This is a genomic window from Bacillus licheniformis DSM 13 = ATCC 14580 (assembly GCF_000011645.1).
GTDB classification, from domain to species: domain Bacteria; phylum Bacillota; class Bacilli; order Bacillales; family Bacillaceae; genus Bacillus; species Bacillus licheniformis.
The window spans coordinates 3418123-3433634 of record NC_006270.3; the positions used below are offsets into that span (position 1 = coordinate 3418123).

The following is a 15512-nucleotide window of genomic DNA, read 5'->3' on the forward strand; positions in this document are numbered from 1 at the left end:
GCTACCTGCCTTTTTGTATTGATATTGCTTAGTATGGGACGTTTTCAGGCAAATATTCTGGAAAAGCCGGAGCTTTCGCATAAAGTGCAGATGCTTTTTAATCTGATGTCCGATAAGGCTTTTGTTCGGCATCATGATCACCTGCTATATTTTCACTCTGCTTTCATTTCAGAATAAAAAAGGAACGCCCCGATTTTTCAGGTCAAGGCGTTCCTCCATTCAATCCGAAAGCCGACTCCCTTGCAGGAGCAAATGCAACTTCGATTTTTATATGTTACTTTTGTTTACAGCTTTTATGACTGCGCTGCATGTTCCTCTTCTTTCAGCTTTTCGAGTCTCTCTTGCACCTCTTCTTCTGAAAGGCCGTGCTCTTTGACATACAGGTTGCGCGGATGAACCCGGCACTCGTGCGTGCAGCCCCGCAAATAGCGGTGCTCATTTTCTTCAGAGCAGATGATCTGCTTGTTGCATTCCGGGTTTGCGCAGTTGACATAGCGCTCGCAAGGCTCGCCGGTGAAATAATCTTTTCCGACAATGACGTGCTCTTTCTGATTGACCGGAACGCTGATTCTTTCATCGAAAACATAGCATTTCCCGTCCCACAGTTCACCTTGAACTTCAGGGTCTTTTCCGTACGTTACAATACCGCCGTGAAGCTGGGACACGTCTTCAAATCCTTCTTTTTTCAGCCATCCTGAAAATTTTTCGCAGCGGATTCCGCCCGTGCAGTAAGTCAATATTTTCTTGCCTTCGAGCTTTTCTTTGTTATCGCGGATCCACTCAGGTAATTCGCGGAACGCTTTAATGTCCGGTCTGATCGCTCCGCGGAAATGCCCCAAATCGTACTCATAGTCGTTCCGTGCGTCGACGACAATCGTATCTTCCTGCTGCATCGCCTCATAAAATTCTTTTGGCTCCAGGTATTTTCCTGTTAATTCGTTCGGATCGATATCATCTTCCAGGCGGAGCGTCACCAGCTCATCGCGATGGCGGACATGCATTTTTTTGAAAGCGTGCCCTTCTGATTCATCGATTTTAAATACCATGTCTTCAAAGCGGGGATCGCTTTTCATTTCACTCATATAGCGGTCTGTCTGCTCTACGGTTCCTGACACGGTTCCGTTTATTCCTTCACCCGCCACAAGGATGCGCCCCTTCAGCCCCAAATCTTTGCAGAACTTGAGGTGATCTTCGGCAAATTGCTCAGGGTTATCGATATGAACATATTTATAATACAACAATACTCGGTATTGATTCTTCATGATACTTTACCACCTATCTGATGCATGTTTTTATAAGATAAAAAATGGAATATCCGTCCATTTATATAATCAAACCTTCATTCATATTAAAACAAACCATCACCATGATTTCAATGAAGCAGCTTGAACATTCCATTAATCAAATGTTAGAAATTTTAACACTTCCGGCGGCTTTACGCAAGCAAAACAGCTCAGATTAAAGGACTTTCAGCAATTCTGTTATAAACTCCCAAAAACCAGGCACTTCTTGACATAAAAGCATCTCCGCTTTTTCGCAAATCTTCATCTTCAGCTCCTGTTCAAGATCCTCCCTCTCTAATTTGCTTTTGATCATCGGTGTGAAATTTTCCAGCAATTTCTCAATCTCTTTTTCATCGTGCAGACTCACTGTTATCATTCCCCTCTGCTTTAGAATTCAGCAGCTCTCTTATCTTTTCGAGTGCCCTTTTATGAATTTTTGAAATATTTTGCCTTGATTCTCCCAAAGAGTCAGCAATTTCCTGCATGGATACCCCATGAATATAAATTTGTGCAAGCACTTTTTTCTGCTTGTCCGTCAATTGCAAAAACGCTTCATAAAGCATCGGGTCTTGCAGGTGTTCGCTTAATTCCTCTTCCTGTTCCAAGACATCGTCTAACAGATCCCCTCGGGGCGGCTCGGGCAGATTCGGACTGTCGTCGATCATCAATGGAAAACGCTCTCGGTTTTTCCGGACTCTTTTATCAAAGTCGACGGAGAAAATCCGGATCATCGAGTTGATGTATTTGATCATGCGGATTTTTTTGTAAAATCGCTTAAATTCACGATCGAGACACTCTGCCTCTTCAGAATCCGGATGTTCCAACACGTGGTTGAAAAGCCGCTCATACCTTGGGTTGCTCAAAAAATGCTTCACAAGCGGATGCCTTGTGATCTCCTTGATTTTCGCACGCAGTAACGTTTGATCAATCATAAAAACCGCCTCCTATTTATTTAGATGAAAGAAATGAAAAAAAAGTAAACACATCTCTTCTATTAACATGCAAACATAAGTTCCCATTCAGAGAAAATAGTTCTTTGCTTACATTTTTCAAACTTTCGTCACTTCTTAACATAGGAGGTGGTAAGAATGGACAGCGCATTCATTGAGGAAGCAGCGAAACAAATCGGCAATGTCGGCTTTCCAGCTGTATTGGCAATTTACTTGCTCACTCGTTTTGAAAAGAAAATCGATGAACTGATCGAGCTGATCAAAGAAAAAAATGAAACCGATGATTGACATCGGCCTCACTTTTTTCACTTAACATGACAGAAGGGGAAAACGAAAGGCCTTTCAGCTCTCCTTTACATTTTTAGAAAGAGGGGATATCACATGGAAAAAAACAAACAAATTCCACAGCCGATCAGAGGAGAAAAAGGAGCGGAAACGAAAATTCCGCACAACGTTGAGCGCGACCGCCAAAACCCGGACATGCTCGTACCGCCTGAAACCGACCACGGAACGGTGCCAAACATGAAATTTTCATTTTCCGATGTCCATAACCGTCTTGAAAAAGGCGGATATGCACGGGAAGTCACAGTTCGCGAGCTGCCGATTTCAGACAAGCTTGCTTCTGTCAACATGAGGCTGAAACCTGGGGCCATCAGGGAGCTGCACTGGCATAAGGAAGCCGAATGGGCGTATATGCTGTACGGAAAAGCACGGATTACGTCTGTTGACCAAGACGGCAGAAACTTTATTGAAGATGTGAAAGAAGGAGATCTCTGGTACTTCCCGTCAGGTCTGCCGCATTCAATTCAAGCACTTGAAGACGGATGCGAATTCCTGCTTGTCTTCGATGACGGCTCCTTCTCTGAAAACAGCACCTTCCAGGTGACAGATTGGCTGGCCCATACGCCTGATGAGGTGATTGCCGCAAACTTCGGCATTTCAAAAGACGTCGTCGCCTCTCTTCCAGTTGAAGAAAAGTATATTTTCCAAGAAGCGATCCCTGGCTGTCTTGAGAAAGACAAAGTTGAAAGCCCGAACGGAACGGTACCTCTATCTTTCAGCTACAATTTGCTTGAACAGGAACCGATTATATCCATCGGAGGAAAAGTATGGATTGCCGATTCCACGAACTTCAAAGCATCGAAAACGATCGCTTCTGCGTTAGTGGAAGTCGAACCTGGAGGCATCCGGGAGCTGCACTGGCATCCGAATACAGACGAATGGCAGTATTACATTTCCGGACAAGCGAAAATGACGGTTTTCGCTGCCGACGGGCATGCCAGAACATTTAATTACCAGGCCGGAGATGTCGGCTATGTGCCGTTCGCAATGGGACACTACGTCCAAAATACAGGAGATGAGCCGCTTCGGTTCCTCGAAATTTTCAAAGACGACCACTATGCTGACGTTTCGTTAAACCAATGGCTCGCGCTTGTTCCGGAAGAGCTTGTCCGCCAGCACCTTGACGTCGGCAGCGAATTTACAAAAATGCTCTCTAAAGAAAAGCATCCGGTCGTCAAATTTGATAAGAAATAACCAGCCAGGCTTGCAGGAGACATATCCTGCAGGCCTTTGGCGCTTGTGTACATATTTTAAAGGAGTTGTGTCATGAAACATTTCATTATTTGCTGCATATCGGTTATATTCGTTTTTTTCGCCCACTTTCTCGGCATTTCGATCCTGTTTCATCTGTCGGGCGCGTTTTACCAAACAGTCGGATCATTGCTGCTGTTTACGCTTTGTTATACCGGACTGACCTTTGTCCTGGAACCGGCTGAAAAGGTGCTCATCCACAGTATGAAACTGCTGGGCATCAATCGGCGGATCACGGTTTTTGCCGCTGAAATGATCACGATCGGATGTTTATGGGCCGCCATTTATACCGCGGACGAATTGCTGGACGACGTTCTGCTGACAACCTCGGCGGAAATCATGATTGCCGTTTCGTTTTTTACAATTGATAAAATCCTTTATCCGCGGCAGAGGTCCGGTTCGCTCTTATATTGACGATCCATTTTAAACCGAATTTTTTCATTGCAGGACTCAATGATTCGCAACAATGTTATATACTGGATTTGCAGTGATTAAAAGGAGGTTTTGTTCATGAATAAGGTTCTTTTCAGACCCGGCATGTCGATCAAAGAAATTGGCGAACAGTTGCAAGGCTATATCGCCGCAAATTGGAAACAAACGCTTGACGATCATCGCGAAGCTCTTTTAAAGGTGTTTCCCGAATTGGAAGACGCGACTTACGGGGTCTACCTGGACCACCTGCTGCCTCCTGTATTTGAAAGTCTCGAACAGTCCGGCTTTACAACGATTCAAAATGCGGGAAAAGGCGATTTTTTTATCGGAAAGGGCTTGAACTTTAGACAGTCCATGGAAAAATGGGGAGCTGACAACTGCCGCTCACGTGTGTTTTGGGTTGTCATCTCCGATCAGCAAAAACAGCCGGCCGGGACGCTGCTCTTTGACTTTTATCACTCTCACGCCGGATTTGATGTCCCCCTCTCCCCGCGGATTTACACGTTGGAAGAAACGGAGAGAGACCGAATTGTTGCTCACATAAAACAGATAAAGGAGAACTAGCTTATTTCGACCCACAAAGTCATAAGCTGCAGCCGCTGGGTATTCCAGCGGTTTTTTTATTTACACTAAATGCAGCCAAGGAATTTTTGCAACCAATCAAACCACACATTCGTTTATGTATAAGACCAATATCTTACATAAGGGAGAAACTCATGAGAACTTTCGAAGTGTTGACACTCCTGTCTTTTGTCATGCTGTTTCAGCAAAAAATGCCGGGAAAGCTTGCGGCGGCAGCCGGATTTGTGAGTATTGGCGTGTTGGCGGACTTGCAGCTTTATTCAAAACTTTTGAAGCAGCTCGGCATGACGGGCGACATCGACGGCGAACGAAGCGCGGATATCGTGAACCGGTACGTTTTGGATTTTTCAACAAGCATTTAAAAGAAACCGGTGGTAATCTTGTACCTGCCAACAAAACTGGTATGTACCAAGGTCGTCAGGTTACTGTAACAGAGCACGTCCTTGGAGGATATAGAAAAGGCGGGAAATCCAACAGCCCATATACAAGTTTTACAATAAATCAAAAGGTTGCAAAGGGCTACGGTAAAAATACAATAGAACTCGACATATCTGCTCTCCGTAAAGCCATCAGGTCTGGTGAAGTGAAGGATATTGTAATTTTATCTCCTAAACAAATCGAAAGGTTTAATCAAAAATGATACTCGCCAGTCTGAACACTGGAAAAACAAAGCTTTAAAATGGACTCAAAGAGACACTGAATACTTTGTAAAAGGTGAGGTTCCAAAACAATTTATCAAACTACATCCGAAGGAGTGATAGATATGCTTCTATATTATAAAAATGAATGCTTGGGTGAAATAAAAGGCGCTACTGTTGAAGGTGTCTGGATGTATGGAACAATCATTCCTAATGAAAACATGGAAAAGTTCAAAGATTTCTTTAAGGCTGTAGTAAACGAGGATGACCCTTTTGCCATTGAACAGTATAGTGAAGAATGGTTAGATGATGAAAATTGGTTTATTATTGATGAAAAGCAAAAAAAGGTAGGTATATCCCTTCCAGGGATTTACGAAAATGATAATGAAATAAATTGGAGATGGAGATAAGAAGGCCCCTTTTTAGAGGCCTTTTTTTATTACTTCAGTAAGGATTCGAGTTTTGCTTTCGTTTTCGGTCCGTAAATACCGTCGGCAGAAAGCCTGTGCATATGCTGGAACCGTTTGACCGCGTTCGCCGTTTTCGGCCCGTAATAGCCACCTATGCCGTTATTCTTCGCCCCTTTGTCTGGATAGAAATAGAGGGCAGCTAAAGCCTCCTGAATCTGCCGGACGGCCGTCCCTTTCATCAGTGGGCTTTTTACCTTATAGATGCCAGACCGCAGCGTGCAGGATGATTTTTTGCCGCTTGAAGAAGGCTTTTTCTATTCCGCTGCAAGAGCTTGCAATATGGGAACGTCCTTGAATTATTATGCCAGTAACCAAACGTTTTTCTCATGATATGAGGACCGATGACCCGACATATTCCGCAGTATCATTCATATGTTCATTAAGCGATTCCCCGCTCTTGCACAAACAACAAAAACTCCCCAAAAAACAAAAAAACCACCATCATATGTATGGTGGAGACGGTGGGAGTCGGATAGATAAGTTTTACATCGGTTTAGTAATAAGCGAAAAGGCTTTGCATCAAGGGTTTTATGTTTATCAGTTTTCCTTGGATAAGTATAAAATTATAATGCGATCTTGCCATTTTCTTGCCACGAAAAAGTAGTGATAAGAGGATGACCTAACAGACCATGAGGTCATCCACTTTTAATAAAAAGAAAAAAGGACGAGGGAAAATGAGTATCAACAAAATCAGATCAGCACTGTATAAGTCAGCTAAAATTTTAGGAGATGTTAACGCGGCGAAAAATGGAACGCTAGGGAAACGAATGGCCCGCCGAGCTGCAGGAAAAACAGCCGGCAAAATATTGGGCAAGCTGTTCAAGTAAAACTATGTAGAAAATCCCCCTCATTTGTTTTAAAATGTAAATGTTCATTATAAAACAATGAGGGCTTTTTTCACATGAAAGCTTGGACATGGAGGGGATATTTCTTAGAATGTATTGAGAATTTGTTGTTATTATTGAGATTAAAATTAAGGAGAGAATAAAGTTGAAACGAACAGCAGAGTTTACCTTATCATTAATTGCAACAATCTTTTTAACAATTGGTTGGTTTTTCACAGCTATTTTCACATTTTTTTATGGTTTTACACCAGCAGATGAAGCTGACATGGGATTTTTCTATTACTTATTAATTTATACTTATTTATCAATTCCACTTCTTGTGCTTATTTGGGTTGCAACATTTAAAGTCAAAGCAAACAGCAAAGGCTGGGGAATTTTCATTCTAATTATGGGTGTCCTTTATACCTTTTCTATTTACTTTGTGTCAGGCATTCTCTTGTTAATTGCCGGTATTATGATGGTCGCAAAACAAAATAATAATAGTAGTAATGTTATGTCTGCCTAAATTACATAAAAACAACAAAGCCACCAATCTGAACTGACCCGTTAAAATGAGACTTAGAAAAAACACCTATGCTGCCTGTCCCCTGTATTCCAGTGGGGACAGGTAGTTTAATTTTGCCTGAATTCGTACATGATTATATCGATACATGTATTGATTTACAATTTGTACTACTTTAGAATTGGATATAGATGCTCTACTTTGAGCGTTAAATCCTTCCGACTTTAGCGAGGAGTGAAAGGATTCAATGACGGCATTATCATGGCAGTTTCCTTTTCGAGACATGCTTGTGGTAATGCCTTTTTCTTTGGCCAAATTCTGATATGCATGTGAAGTATAGACAGATCCCTGGTCGCTATGAAGAAGTAACCCTACTGGTTTACGTAATTCTACAGCTTCCCTCAATGTGTCTAATACTAGGTTAATATCTTGGCTCGTACCTATTTTGTAAGCCACTATTTCGTTGTTATATAAGTCCATAATCGTTGATAAATATAACATAGTCGAGCCATAAGGTAAGTAGGTAATGTCGGTTACCCATTTTTCATTTAATCGGCTTGCTTTAAAATTACGATTGAGAGTGTTCGGCACAATAATATTACTCTCACCACAAATGTACTTTTGTCGCTTCTTCTTAACTTGACACTGAATCTCAAACTTTTGCATAATTTTTTGTACAGTTTTGCGGTTTACATTTATCCCATACTTTCTGTTTAAGATGGATTTAATTTTACGATGACCATAGTGATAGAAGTTTTTCTTACACAGCTTGATTACTAGCTCTTCTAATGAAGTTAGCTCAACTTTTTTATACTTCTTTTTCCAACGGTAATATGTTGACTTAGGTATGCCTAATACTCCAAGAATATCAATTATTTTAAAAGTGGCTGAGAGTTCTTCTACAACTTGGACAATGACTCGTGGCTCCAACTCCTTTCGATCTCCTGGTACTTTTTTATAATTGCCAATTGAGCCTCTAGCTGTTTATTCTTTAGTTTTAATTCTTCTAGCTCACTCATTTCCTCCGATTCTTTACCGTAGGAATATTGTTTTCCAACTTGTTGCGAAAATCGATAGGTTTGGCCTGTTTTGTACCATCGCATCCATGTTTTAATTTGAGTCTTATTTTTTATCCCCAGTTGTTCCATTATTTCTTTGTTTGTCATTCCAGCTTGTTTCATTTTAATTACTTCCCATTTTACTTCTTCTGCGTAATGTACTCTTGTGCCCATAGAAAAACACCCTCCTAAGAATCATATTGTATTAATACGATTCAGGGGGTGTTTTTTCCTTGTCTCATTTATTTGGGTCTCTCCAAATCGTTAAATGGTGGCTTTTTCTTTATACAAAATATGCAATGTTCTCGGCTTACCTTCTTCCCAATCAACAAGCCCCTTTTTACGCAACCGGTCAAGATGACCTTTTGTTGTACTTGAAGATTTTAAACCAACCCTTTCACCTATTTCCCTAACAGATGGCGGGAAACCTTTTTCTTTAGTTAGTTCGTCTATGGCTTCTAATATTTGTTCGGATTTTTTCATAGTATCCCCCTCCATTGGTTTGTTTTACCTATGACAATTATACCAAACATTCGTTCTTTTTCCTACAGGAAGAGAACGTATTTTTGCATGCAGAGCATTATTGACCAGCTTCAAGTTCCTGTTTTTAAAATGTATCTTTTTTACTATTTTTCAATATTCAGAGGCATTACCACTCATTTTATGGTAATCTATACAATACCAAATACATTATAAGGGAGAGAGAAAAGTGGAGACGATAGCTAAAAGAGTCTGTAAACCATTTATCCTATTGCTAACAGCTGTCTTATTAGTAACCTTTGTTGTACCTCAAATTTCACAGGCAAGCGAATTTTCGAATTCCCAGGTGAAAAGCTATTCCGATTCTGGTGATTATTCAGAAAAGGAATTAGAGGAAATATTAAAGTTTTACTTCGAAGAAGTTGGGGAACTAACTAATGAGGGATATGTTATTAAAAACAAGGAATTGTTTGATAAAAAAGTTTTGGAGGGCGACCCTGCTGCCTTGAAACTAAAAGAATTAATGGCGTCAGACTCTTCTTTTCAGAAGTCTAGTTTTCAGGTTGCTAGTGCAACATCTTTTGGTAAATGTGTTGTAAACAAAATGATTGGTAGTTATGGAAATATAGCGCGTCAATTTTTAAATGGTGCTATCTTTACATATATCAAAACTAAGCAGTATGATTTAGCCGCAAGATTAATGTTCAAAACTTTGATTAAATCTGGGATGAAAGTTAATGCAGCGTCTCTTGCAATAGAGTTGGGATACTATGGATGGAAATGTCGAGGGAAGTGGTAAAAATGTCTCCATTAACAATAGTTGAAGTCATCTTAGCGTTAACCGTTTTAGGTTTATTTGCATGGACATTTAAAAGTAAAAAAAGTGCTGATGACGATGATGTGTATAGATATGCAAGGTACATGATTTATTTACTTGTAGCTGAAGTTGCGATATACGTCATATTCAGTTTCATTTAAAAAACCCCCATTTGGGGGTTTTTATTGTGCATAAAAGAATTTTGAATATCGCCAAAAAATTTTCTTTACTTTAACAGAGATTCAAGTTTCGCCTTTGTCTTCGGTCCGTAAATTCCGTCAGCAGGCAGCCCGTGTATGAGCTGGAACCGTTTGACCGCAATAAAGTCGCGGACCGGAAACCGGAGAGATCGTTCAAATAGAGGGCCAAATCCACTACATAAACCAGCTGCAGAAAACTTTCCATGTCATGGATTCTAAAGGAGACACGAATCTTTTTAAATTTGAGGATATTGTTGGCGTGGAAATGAAATAAGCCCTTCTCACAACTGGAAGGGCTTTACTCATCATATGGGCGGTATTTTTTCCGGCCAGCTTCAAGTTCTTTCTTTTGAGTCTCCACATGATCACGGAGAAACAAGCTAACTGTACCGACCTTCTTCACAGGCTTTAGCTTCCCGGAAGTCACCAATGCACTTAAACGCTGCCTTGTAACCCCGAGGAGCTCGCCTGCTTCTGCAGCTGTCAAAACTTCATCTTGGATAAATTTAATTTTTTCGTTTTCCTTCATGCCTTTTTTCGCTCCAAATCATAATTAATCCTTTTAACAGTGTAACTATCACAGCCAGGTATAAAATGATGCCTGTGATTTTCCCCAGAGTACCAACTTTTTCAAAATCAATTGCAAAAATGCCCGCTATTAGGATGAGCATAGTTGCCATGTCTAATGAGCTGTAATGCTTAAAATATTGTTTCATAATTTGTGGACGTGATATAATGAATTGGAGAGCAAGGGGATTTCTCCCCTTCTCTCGCTCACTATGTTTAGCGCTTCTTGCTTACCCGGCGGGAGCGCTTTTTCTTTTTCTTGCCTCTTTTTTTGCTTTCGTTTTGCCATATATCATAAATGTGTTTGAATATGGTCACCACTCCAGCAGTGGCAAGAATCCAGTTTCTTACCTCGTCCACTTTAGCACCTCCTTTCTATATTTTAATTATAACAAAGCTATTTACAACAGTCAATAGCATTGCCAAAAAAAGTTCCTTTTCAAATAAAAAGAACTTTTTTTGGAGCTCAATTATCCTCTGTGGTTGTGAGCATTCTTGAGACTTTAGAAGCTGTTAAATTTGAGTTATGAGAATTAACTTTAGCTCTTTCCTCCCCCTCACGTACAATACTATCTATAAGAAATGTATTGAATTTGTTAAGATTAGAAGTGTTAAGAGTCATTTTGATTGCCGTACCTGTTAGATCAGTATCATAGAGGTAATGTCCTTTGCCTTTAATAGAAAGAGCATTTTTACCTGAACATATCAGGAAATCCCCTCCGTGTTGACAGATTTTACTTGTAACAAACAGTCCATATCCAGAATTATCCCAATCAGAATTTGATTGTCCTCGCATGACACCATTATACTCAAAAGCCTTGCCCGAAATTCCAGGCTCTATAGACAAATAAAGAGCATCTTTATCGTTTTTTATGTTAAGATTTGGGTTGACACCCAAAGCTTGTGCGATTCCGACACCTTCATCCAGCAATGCAATTTCAACTTTATCTTTAGATGGCCAATATTGTCCTGCAAACCAGAAAGATTCAGAAGTGCTATGTTCAACAATGTTCCTCATTAATTCTCGAATAGAGTAACCAAGCACATCTTTAAGATTATTATTGCCCTGTGACAGTACTTTTGCGAGTTCATAAGATTTACGTTCAATAGTTGTTTGCACTACTTCATTGCGATTGTATGATTCTATTCTTAAATCTCTAACTTTTAGTTCAGTTATAGGAATATATGTATTGCTTCCCCATGCTTCTCCTGGTTTCTTTCCATAATCAATTCTCCAACTTTGAAAAAACCCCATGTGTCCTGCATATTCTTTATCATGATGATTATCGCACCAAATAATACCTGGGTATCTTTCCACGAGTCTTCTGAGCTTCGATGCAACCATAAGCATGCCAAAAGGCTCTACCGTATTTGAATATTTAAAATCAAAAATTACTTTCTTTATGCCGTCAAAGTCAAATGAATTATTACAAAAGTCTATTGCATTTCGAGCTGTCAAATCCGGCATATGAATTTGTTTTTCATCCATAAACTCAGCTCCTTTATTAATCATGATAGGTTTATTTTACCACATCTCGCATTGAATGGCTTTTTTTGATAGGAATTCTTCTTTTTTACCCATAATTGAAGCATGGGAGAATCTATATAGCTAGAACCTGTTAAATTCTCAGTCAATAGTAAGAATAACCTGAACCAAATGATTCATTTTCAGTGATCCACAGGATTTATTCCCCAATTGGTTTCCGTATAGTGGTAAACTTTATACTGATTGTAACCAAAAGGATTAGAGGAGAATGCCATGAAGACGCTGGATGTTCAAGCGCTGCACAATGCAATTGATCAAACGCTGGAACAATTAAAACAACAATCAGATGAATTCTCTAAAGTCAAAAAAGCAGTTGAGGGCATCACATCACTTGATGATGCTTTAAAAGGAAAAGGCGGCGACGCGATCCGCGCCTTTTACGAGGAATGTCACACCCCTTTTCTTCAGTTTTATGATACTTTCATAGAGGAATACAGTTCCACGCTGAAGAAAATGAAAAGCGCGCTGAATTCCCTGGAACCAAACCATAACGGATTTATTTCACAGTCCTTTCTCGAACACGAGTTGGAGAATGGCTTAAATGCCGCTGATCGCACAACAAAACATTTGGTTTCTAAGGCCAACGCCACGATCGCAAAAGTCAGCCATATCGTCGACTTACCGGATTTGAATGACAGCGGTTTTCATGAACAAAATCAGAAAGCGTTAAAGGAAATCAGCACGACTCTTGAAAAGCTGCATGCGTTTGACCGCGAGCAAACCAACGCCCTCAAAACGGCTGAAAACGATCTTGAGACGATGCAGAGATACATGGCGCGGCTCGAAAAGATGTATACCGGCCCTAAAATTGAAATCACAGGTTACCAAAAAGGCGCGATTTTAAAGCCGGATGAGATGGATACCCTGAGTGGAAATCAAGAAACAGCGATGGGTGCCATGTTGAAAAAAGTCGGAGACAAAGAAGATGTGGACACTAACACTATCGCCGATCCAGACCGATTAAAAAAATTGGCGACACAAAAGGTTTCCAAGAAAGAGTACACCCAAGAGGAATTGAATGAACTGAAAAAAGATTATAGAGTATTTAACGATACGCTTTACCGGGCATACATAGACGGCGATACAATCGTCAAGATAGAACCCGCCTACACCCTTCCAGAGAATGTGGAAAAAAGCGATTTTAATAAAAATTTCGATACGGCGATGGAATTTACAGGTGTGTATGATGCAGTAAGAGCAGCGTTTGGATATGACCTTGCGACAGGCGAAATCGTTAAAGGTAATGGGGATCGTTTGATGGCCGGATTGAGTGTCACACCTTTTGGAAAGGCATTTAAATACGGAAAGCGCGGCTTCAAGTTATTTAAAGGTGAAGAAGCGGGAAAGAAACTTGCGAAGGTAGATAAAACACCTTCCTACGGCAAACAATCCGTACCAAAAGGTCCGTATCGCGAAGTGCATGGTTTCCCTGCAAAAGTAAAACCAGGAGCTCAAGAAAAACATATTCCTGGAACACCAAACTACAAACAAGAAATAGCTAATGGTCGTAAAAACAAAAGCATCTTCTACGGAGATAATAAAACGGCACAAGAATTGCTAGATAAGTTTGCAGGAAAAGGCACTCTGTTAAAAAATGGGGTCAAAGAGAGAGTAGACTTTGGCAAAGTAATAGGAAAATTCTATGATAAAGATACTGGTAAGTATGTGGAGACTACTAGAGGTTTGATACATTACAGCAAAAACGGCGCTCATATAGTACCTTCAGAGCCTTTAAAACCTTAACTGAGGAGGATATAAATGGGATATGATCCTTTAATTTCAGCATTAAGAAAGTATAAAAATAACGATTTGATAATAGAATGGAAAAGTGGATTAAAGGTTATTGGAGAACCTGACACACTCTATGAAACAGACAACGGATTGGACGATGATGATGTCAATTATATAGAATATGACGCAGTCGCATTTCAAGTAAATAATATTTTATCCCAACCCACTAATAAAGATTGTGGTGTATATGATTGGTTAAGACAAGGAGAAAGTTCCTTAATTGAAATTTCACTTTATGAAGATACACCAAGTGCAGTATATTTAACAGACGGTCAGAAAATATGGGAGATGGATAGTGATGAATAACAATTGACAAGTTAGAATTTATAAAATCTAAGCCCTCTTGAAAGAGGGCCTTTTGATTACTTCAATAAAGCTTCAATTTTCGCCTTTGTCTTCGGCCCGTAAATGCCGTCGGCAGACAGCCCGTGCATCAGTTGGAACCGTTTGACTGCGTTTGCCGTTTTCGGCCCGTAATAGCCATCTATGCCGTTATTCTTCGCCTCTTTGTCTGGATAGAAATAGAGGGCAGCTAAAGCCTCCTGAATCTGCCAGACGGCCGTTCCTTTCATCATCGGGCTTTTCACTTTATAGATGCCGGACGGCAGCGTGTAGGATGATTTTTTGCCGCTTGATGATGATTTTTTCTTTTTCGCTTCAATGGCCGCGAGCGCCTTTTCGGTTGCCGGTCCATAAATTCCATCCACCGCAATACCGGCTTTCTTTTGCAGAGCTTTGACTGCCTGCACCGTTTCATTTCCGTAAGACCCATCAGCCCCGTATTTCGGCAGTGAGAAGCCAGCGGCAATCAAACGTTTTTGAAGCGCCTTGACCTGGGAACCGGACGCCCCTTTTTTCAGAATGGTCCCTGTGGATTTGCTTGACTGGCTCGTGGATGATGTTGTCTTTGACACAGTGTTATTTCCGAGCAAGGCATCAACTTTTTTCCTGAATGTCGTCAGCTGGCTTGCATCCCTCACCCAGGGAGTCGGACAGCTTTTATTTGTCACATCGTAATGGCGGACAATTTTGTTTGTAGAAAGGCCGTAACGCTTGCACAGATCGGCAACCAGTTCAGCAGCATTTTGAATCGTTTGGCTGTGAATCTTGCCATCTTTTTCGACGCACATTTCAACACCGATTGCCGTTGTGTTAGCGTTTGGTTTTAAAAAGCTGACATAACAGCGATTTTGATCATGGGCATGATATGCGACTTCGTTTTCAGGGATGATGTGCTGCGCCTCTTTACGGTCCACAAAATAATGGGCTGAAGCGTAACGTTTATCAGCGATACATGTGCCGTTGAAATAATTTCGCTCATTCAGTGCGGACGCGCCAGGAGTAGCCGTCCAGTGCATGACAATCCCTTTCACTCCTGCCAACTTCAACCCTGGCCGAGTATATTGATTGACTTTCACATAATTCTTCACAACTTTAACCATCTGAACCACTCCTATTTTGTTTTAAATAAAAAAGGCTGCCAGCCGGCAACCTCATTTCGTTAACCCTTTTTGTTTTAGAACTTCTTTTTGCTGCTTTCCTTTGCCAGTGACATAGTTATTTTTGAACCAAGCGACCACAGACGTAATGATGGTGAATGCCGCAGAGCCGGCCAAATACAAAGCGTCTGCGAGCGTGTTGATCTGATCTTCACTGATTGGAAGAACTGGCTTCCCGAATACGATCAAAGTCTGGTTTACCAACGCAATAAAAAGAAGCACCGTCCGAACGACCGTGCCTTTGTCGAATGTTGTCATA

General features: G+C 40.8%; 21 protein-coding genes and 2 pseudogenes. 11 read left to right on the forward strand and 12 right to left on the reverse strand.

Annotated elements, in window-relative coordinates; genetic code table 11:
* Positions 1-293 precede the first annotated feature (293 nt).
* The 3 genes from TRNA_RS39095 to TRNA_RS39105 all read right to left on the reverse strand — a co-directional run bounded on the left by TRNA_RS39095 (position 294) and on the right by TRNA_RS39105 (position 2215).
* Positions 294-1262 carry a rhodanese-related sulfurtransferase gene (locus tag TRNA_RS39095; RefSeq protein ID WP_011198286.1) on the reverse strand — a complete coding sequence of 323 codons (969 nt, stop codon included), beginning with the start codon at positions 1260-1262 and terminating at the stop codon, positions 294-296.
* A gap of 196 nt (positions 1263-1458) precedes the next feature.
* Positions 1459-1650 carry a hypothetical protein gene (locus TRNA_RS39100; protein ID WP_011198287.1) on the reverse strand — a complete coding sequence of 64 codons (192 nt, stop codon included), beginning with the start codon at positions 1648-1650 and terminating at the stop codon, positions 1459-1461.
* Complete coding sequence (locus tag TRNA_RS39105; protein WP_011198288.1) at positions 1634-2215, reverse strand: sigma-70 family RNA polymerase sigma factor; 582 nt, start codon at positions 2213-2215, stop codon at positions 1634-1636. Before TRNA_RS39105 ends, TRNA_RS39100 begins: the two co-directional genes overlap by 17 nt.
* Before the next feature lie 156 nt (positions 2216-2371).
* Here TRNA_RS39105 and TRNA_RS43450 point away from each other — a divergent pair, with 156 nt between their 5' ends.
* From TRNA_RS43450 to TRNA_RS39130, 6 genes are all read left to right on the forward strand, one after another.
* The gene (locus TRNA_RS43450) at positions 2372-2521 is read left to right on the forward strand and encodes a YvrJ family protein (protein WP_003185290.1); all 150 of its coding nucleotides are present in this window, start codon (positions 2372-2374) and stop codon (positions 2519-2521) included.
* Between the two features lie 93 nt (positions 2522-2614).
* The gene (locus TRNA_RS39110) at positions 2615-3769 is read left to right on the forward strand and encodes an oxalate decarboxylase family bicupin (RefSeq protein WP_011198289.1); all 1155 of its coding nucleotides are present in this window, start codon (positions 2615-2617) and stop codon (positions 3767-3769) included.
* Between the two features lie 72 nt (positions 3770-3841).
* On the forward strand, positions 3842-4240 hold the full coding sequence (locus TRNA_RS39115; RefSeq protein WP_003185294.1) for a YrvL family regulatory protein: 399 nt from the start codon (positions 3842-3844) through the stop codon (positions 4238-4240).
* Between the two features lie 96 nt (positions 4241-4336).
* Positions 4337-4822 (forward strand): DUF6022 family protein, encoded by a 486-nt coding sequence (locus tag TRNA_RS39120; RefSeq protein ID WP_003185296.1) that lies wholly within the window; start codon positions 4337-4339, stop codon positions 4820-4822.
* Between the two features lie 152 nt (positions 4823-4974).
* The gene (locus TRNA_RS43955) at positions 4975-5202 is read left to right on the forward strand and encodes a hypothetical protein (RefSeq protein WP_003185298.1); all 228 of its coding nucleotides are present in this window, start codon (positions 4975-4977) and stop codon (positions 5200-5202) included.
* A 401-nt stretch (positions 5203-5603) separates the two neighbouring features.
* On the forward strand, positions 5604-5888 hold the full coding sequence (locus tag TRNA_RS39130) for a hypothetical protein (protein ID WP_003185302.1): 285 nt from the start codon (positions 5604-5606) through the stop codon (positions 5886-5888).
* A 29-nt stretch (positions 5889-5917) separates the two neighbouring features.
* Here the strand turns inward: TRNA_RS39130 and TRNA_RS39135 are convergent.
* Positions 5918-6199: pseudogene (locus TRNA_RS39135) on the reverse strand (peptidoglycan-binding domain-containing protein); the annotation flags it as partial.
* Positions 6200-6622: 423 nt separating this feature from the next.
* Between TRNA_RS39135 and TRNA_RS43960 the strand changes: the two are divergent.
* Together TRNA_RS43960 and TRNA_RS39145 are read left to right on the forward strand one after the other, a co-directional pair.
* Complete coding sequence (locus TRNA_RS43960; protein WP_011198291.1) at positions 6623-6775, forward strand: hypothetical protein; 153 nt, start codon at positions 6623-6625, stop codon at positions 6773-6775.
* A gap of 163 nt (positions 6776-6938) precedes the next feature.
* Entirely contained in the window at positions 6939-7298 is a 360-nt protein-coding gene (locus TRNA_RS39145) for a DUF4064 domain-containing protein (RefSeq protein ID WP_011198293.1), read from the forward strand.
* A 66-nt stretch (positions 7299-7364) separates the two neighbouring features.
* Here TRNA_RS39145 and TRNA_RS39150 read toward each other — a convergent pair.
* Both TRNA_RS39150 and TRNA_RS39160 read right to left on the reverse strand, forming a co-directional pair.
* Positions 7365-8527 (reverse strand): IS3 family transposase gene (locus tag TRNA_RS39150; RefSeq protein WP_085959889.1). Its coding sequence is split into 2 segments (ribosomal slippage): positions 7365-8251 and positions 8251-8527, totalling 1164 coding nucleotides; the frame shifts between segments, so codons are not numbered across the junction.
* A 90-nt stretch (positions 8528-8617) separates the two neighbouring features.
* A complete protein-coding gene (locus TRNA_RS39160) occupies positions 8618-8836 on the reverse strand; it encodes a transcriptional regulator (protein WP_011198294.1) in 219 nt (72 codons plus the stop codon).
* 226 nt (positions 8837-9062) lie between these two features.
* On the opposite strand from TRNA_RS39160, the gene TRNA_RS39165 reads away from it, so the two are divergent.
* The gene (locus TRNA_RS39165) at positions 9063-9632 is read left to right on the forward strand and encodes a hypothetical protein (protein WP_011198295.1); all 570 of its coding nucleotides are present in this window, start codon (positions 9063-9065) and stop codon (positions 9630-9632) included.
* Between the two features lie 244 nt (positions 9633-9876).
* Here the strand turns inward: TRNA_RS39165 and TRNA_RS43465 are convergent.
* From TRNA_RS43465 to TRNA_RS39175, 4 genes and pseudogenes are all read right to left on the reverse strand, one after another.
* Positions 9877-9969, reverse strand: a pseudogene (locus TRNA_RS43465) (peptidoglycan-binding domain-containing protein); the annotation flags it as partial.
* Positions 9970-10148: 179 nt separating this feature from the next.
* Positions 10149-10379: a helix-turn-helix domain-containing protein gene (locus TRNA_RS39170; protein ID WP_011198296.1), complete on the reverse strand. Its 231-nt coding sequence runs from the start codon at positions 10377-10379 to the stop codon at positions 10149-10151.
* Between the two features lie 254 nt (positions 10380-10633).
* Positions 10634-10777 carry a hypothetical protein gene (locus TRNA_RS43965; protein WP_021837703.1) on the reverse strand — a complete coding sequence of 48 codons (144 nt, stop codon included), beginning with the start codon at positions 10775-10777 and terminating at the stop codon, positions 10634-10636.
* A gap of 106 nt (positions 10778-10883) precedes the next feature.
* Positions 10884-11906 (reverse strand): hypothetical protein, encoded by a 1023-nt coding sequence (locus TRNA_RS39175; protein WP_011198298.1) that lies wholly within the window; start codon positions 11904-11906, stop codon positions 10884-10886.
* 270 nt (positions 11907-12176) lie between these two features.
* On the opposite strand from TRNA_RS39175, the gene TRNA_RS39180 reads away from it, so the two are divergent.
* Positions 12177-13706 carry a T7SS effector LXG polymorphic toxin gene (locus TRNA_RS39180; protein ID WP_011198299.1) on the forward strand — a complete coding sequence of 510 codons (1530 nt, stop codon included), beginning with the start codon at positions 12177-12179 and terminating at the stop codon, positions 13704-13706.
* Positions 13707-13721: 15 nt separating this feature from the next.
* A complete protein-coding gene (locus TRNA_RS39185; protein ID WP_011198300.1) occupies positions 13722-14060 on the forward strand; it encodes a hypothetical protein in 339 nt (112 codons plus the stop codon).
* A 56-nt stretch (positions 14061-14116) separates the two neighbouring features.
* Here the strand turns inward: TRNA_RS39185 and TRNA_RS39190 are convergent, their stop codons facing one another.
* A complete protein-coding gene (locus TRNA_RS39190; protein ID WP_011198301.1) occupies positions 14117-15196 on the reverse strand; it encodes a peptidoglycan recognition protein family protein in 1080 nt (359 codons plus the stop codon).
* A gap of 51 nt (positions 15197-15247) precedes the next feature.
* The gene (locus TRNA_RS39195) at positions 15248-15511 is read right to left on the reverse strand and encodes a phage holin (RefSeq protein WP_011198302.1); all 264 of its coding nucleotides are present in this window, start codon (positions 15509-15511) and stop codon (positions 15248-15250) included.
* Position 15512: the final 1 nt, after the last annotated feature.

Excerpts from the sequence above, each read along its gene's own strand:
- TRNA_RS39105 (WP_011198288.1), bottom strand. The coding sequence starts at position 2,215 with ATGATTGATCAAACGTTACTGCGTGCGAAAATCAAGGAGATCACAAGG.
- TRNA_RS39095 (WP_011198286.1), bottom strand. The coding sequence starts at position 1,262 with ATGAAGAATCAATACCGAGTATTGTTGTATTATAAATATGTTCATATC.
- TRNA_RS39160 (WP_011198294.1), bottom strand. The coding sequence starts at position 8,836 with ATGAAAAAATCCGAACAAATATTAGAAGCCATAGACGAACTAACTAAA.
- TRNA_RS39195 (WP_011198302.1), bottom strand. The coding sequence starts at position 15,511 with ATGACAACATTCGACAAAGGCACGGTCGTTCGGACGGTGCTTCTTTTT.
- TRNA_RS39185 (WP_011198300.1), top strand. The coding sequence starts at position 13,722 with ATGGGATATGATCCTTTAATTTCAGCATTAAGAAAGTATAAAAATAAC.
- TRNA_RS43960 (WP_011198291.1), top strand. The coding sequence starts at position 6,623 with ATGAGTATCAACAAAATCAGATCAGCACTGTATAAGTCAGCTAAAATT.
- TRNA_RS43450 (WP_003185290.1), top strand. The coding sequence starts at position 2,372 with ATGGACAGCGCATTCATTGAGGAAGCAGCGAAACAAATCGGCAATGTC.
- TRNA_RS39190 (WP_011198301.1), bottom strand. The coding sequence starts at position 15,196 with ATGGTTAAAGTTGTGAAGAATTATGTGAAAGTCAATCAATATACTCGG.
- TRNA_RS39130 (WP_003185302.1), top strand. The coding sequence starts at position 5,604 with ATGCTTCTATATTATAAAAATGAATGCTTGGGTGAAATAAAAGGCGCT.
- TRNA_RS39120 (WP_003185296.1), top strand. The coding sequence starts at position 4,337 with ATGAATAAGGTTCTTTTCAGACCCGGCATGTCGATCAAAGAAATTGGC.
- TRNA_RS39175 (WP_011198298.1), bottom strand. The coding sequence starts at position 11,906 with ATGGATGAAAAACAAATTCATATGCCGGATTTGACAGCTCGAAATGCA.
- TRNA_RS39115 (WP_003185294.1), top strand. The coding sequence starts at position 3,842 with ATGAAACATTTCATTATTTGCTGCATATCGGTTATATTCGTTTTTTTC.
- TRNA_RS43955 (WP_003185298.1), top strand. The coding sequence starts at position 4,975 with ATGAGAACTTTCGAAGTGTTGACACTCCTGTCTTTTGTCATGCTGTTT.
- TRNA_RS39170 (WP_011198296.1), bottom strand. The coding sequence starts at position 10,379 with ATGAAGGAAAACGAAAAAATTAAATTTATCCAAGATGAAGTTTTGACA.
- TRNA_RS39180 (WP_011198299.1), top strand. The coding sequence starts at position 12,177 with ATGAAGACGCTGGATGTTCAAGCGCTGCACAATGCAATTGATCAAACG.
- TRNA_RS39110 (WP_011198289.1), top strand. The coding sequence starts at position 2,615 with ATGGAAAAAAACAAACAAATTCCACAGCCGATCAGAGGAGAAAAAGGA.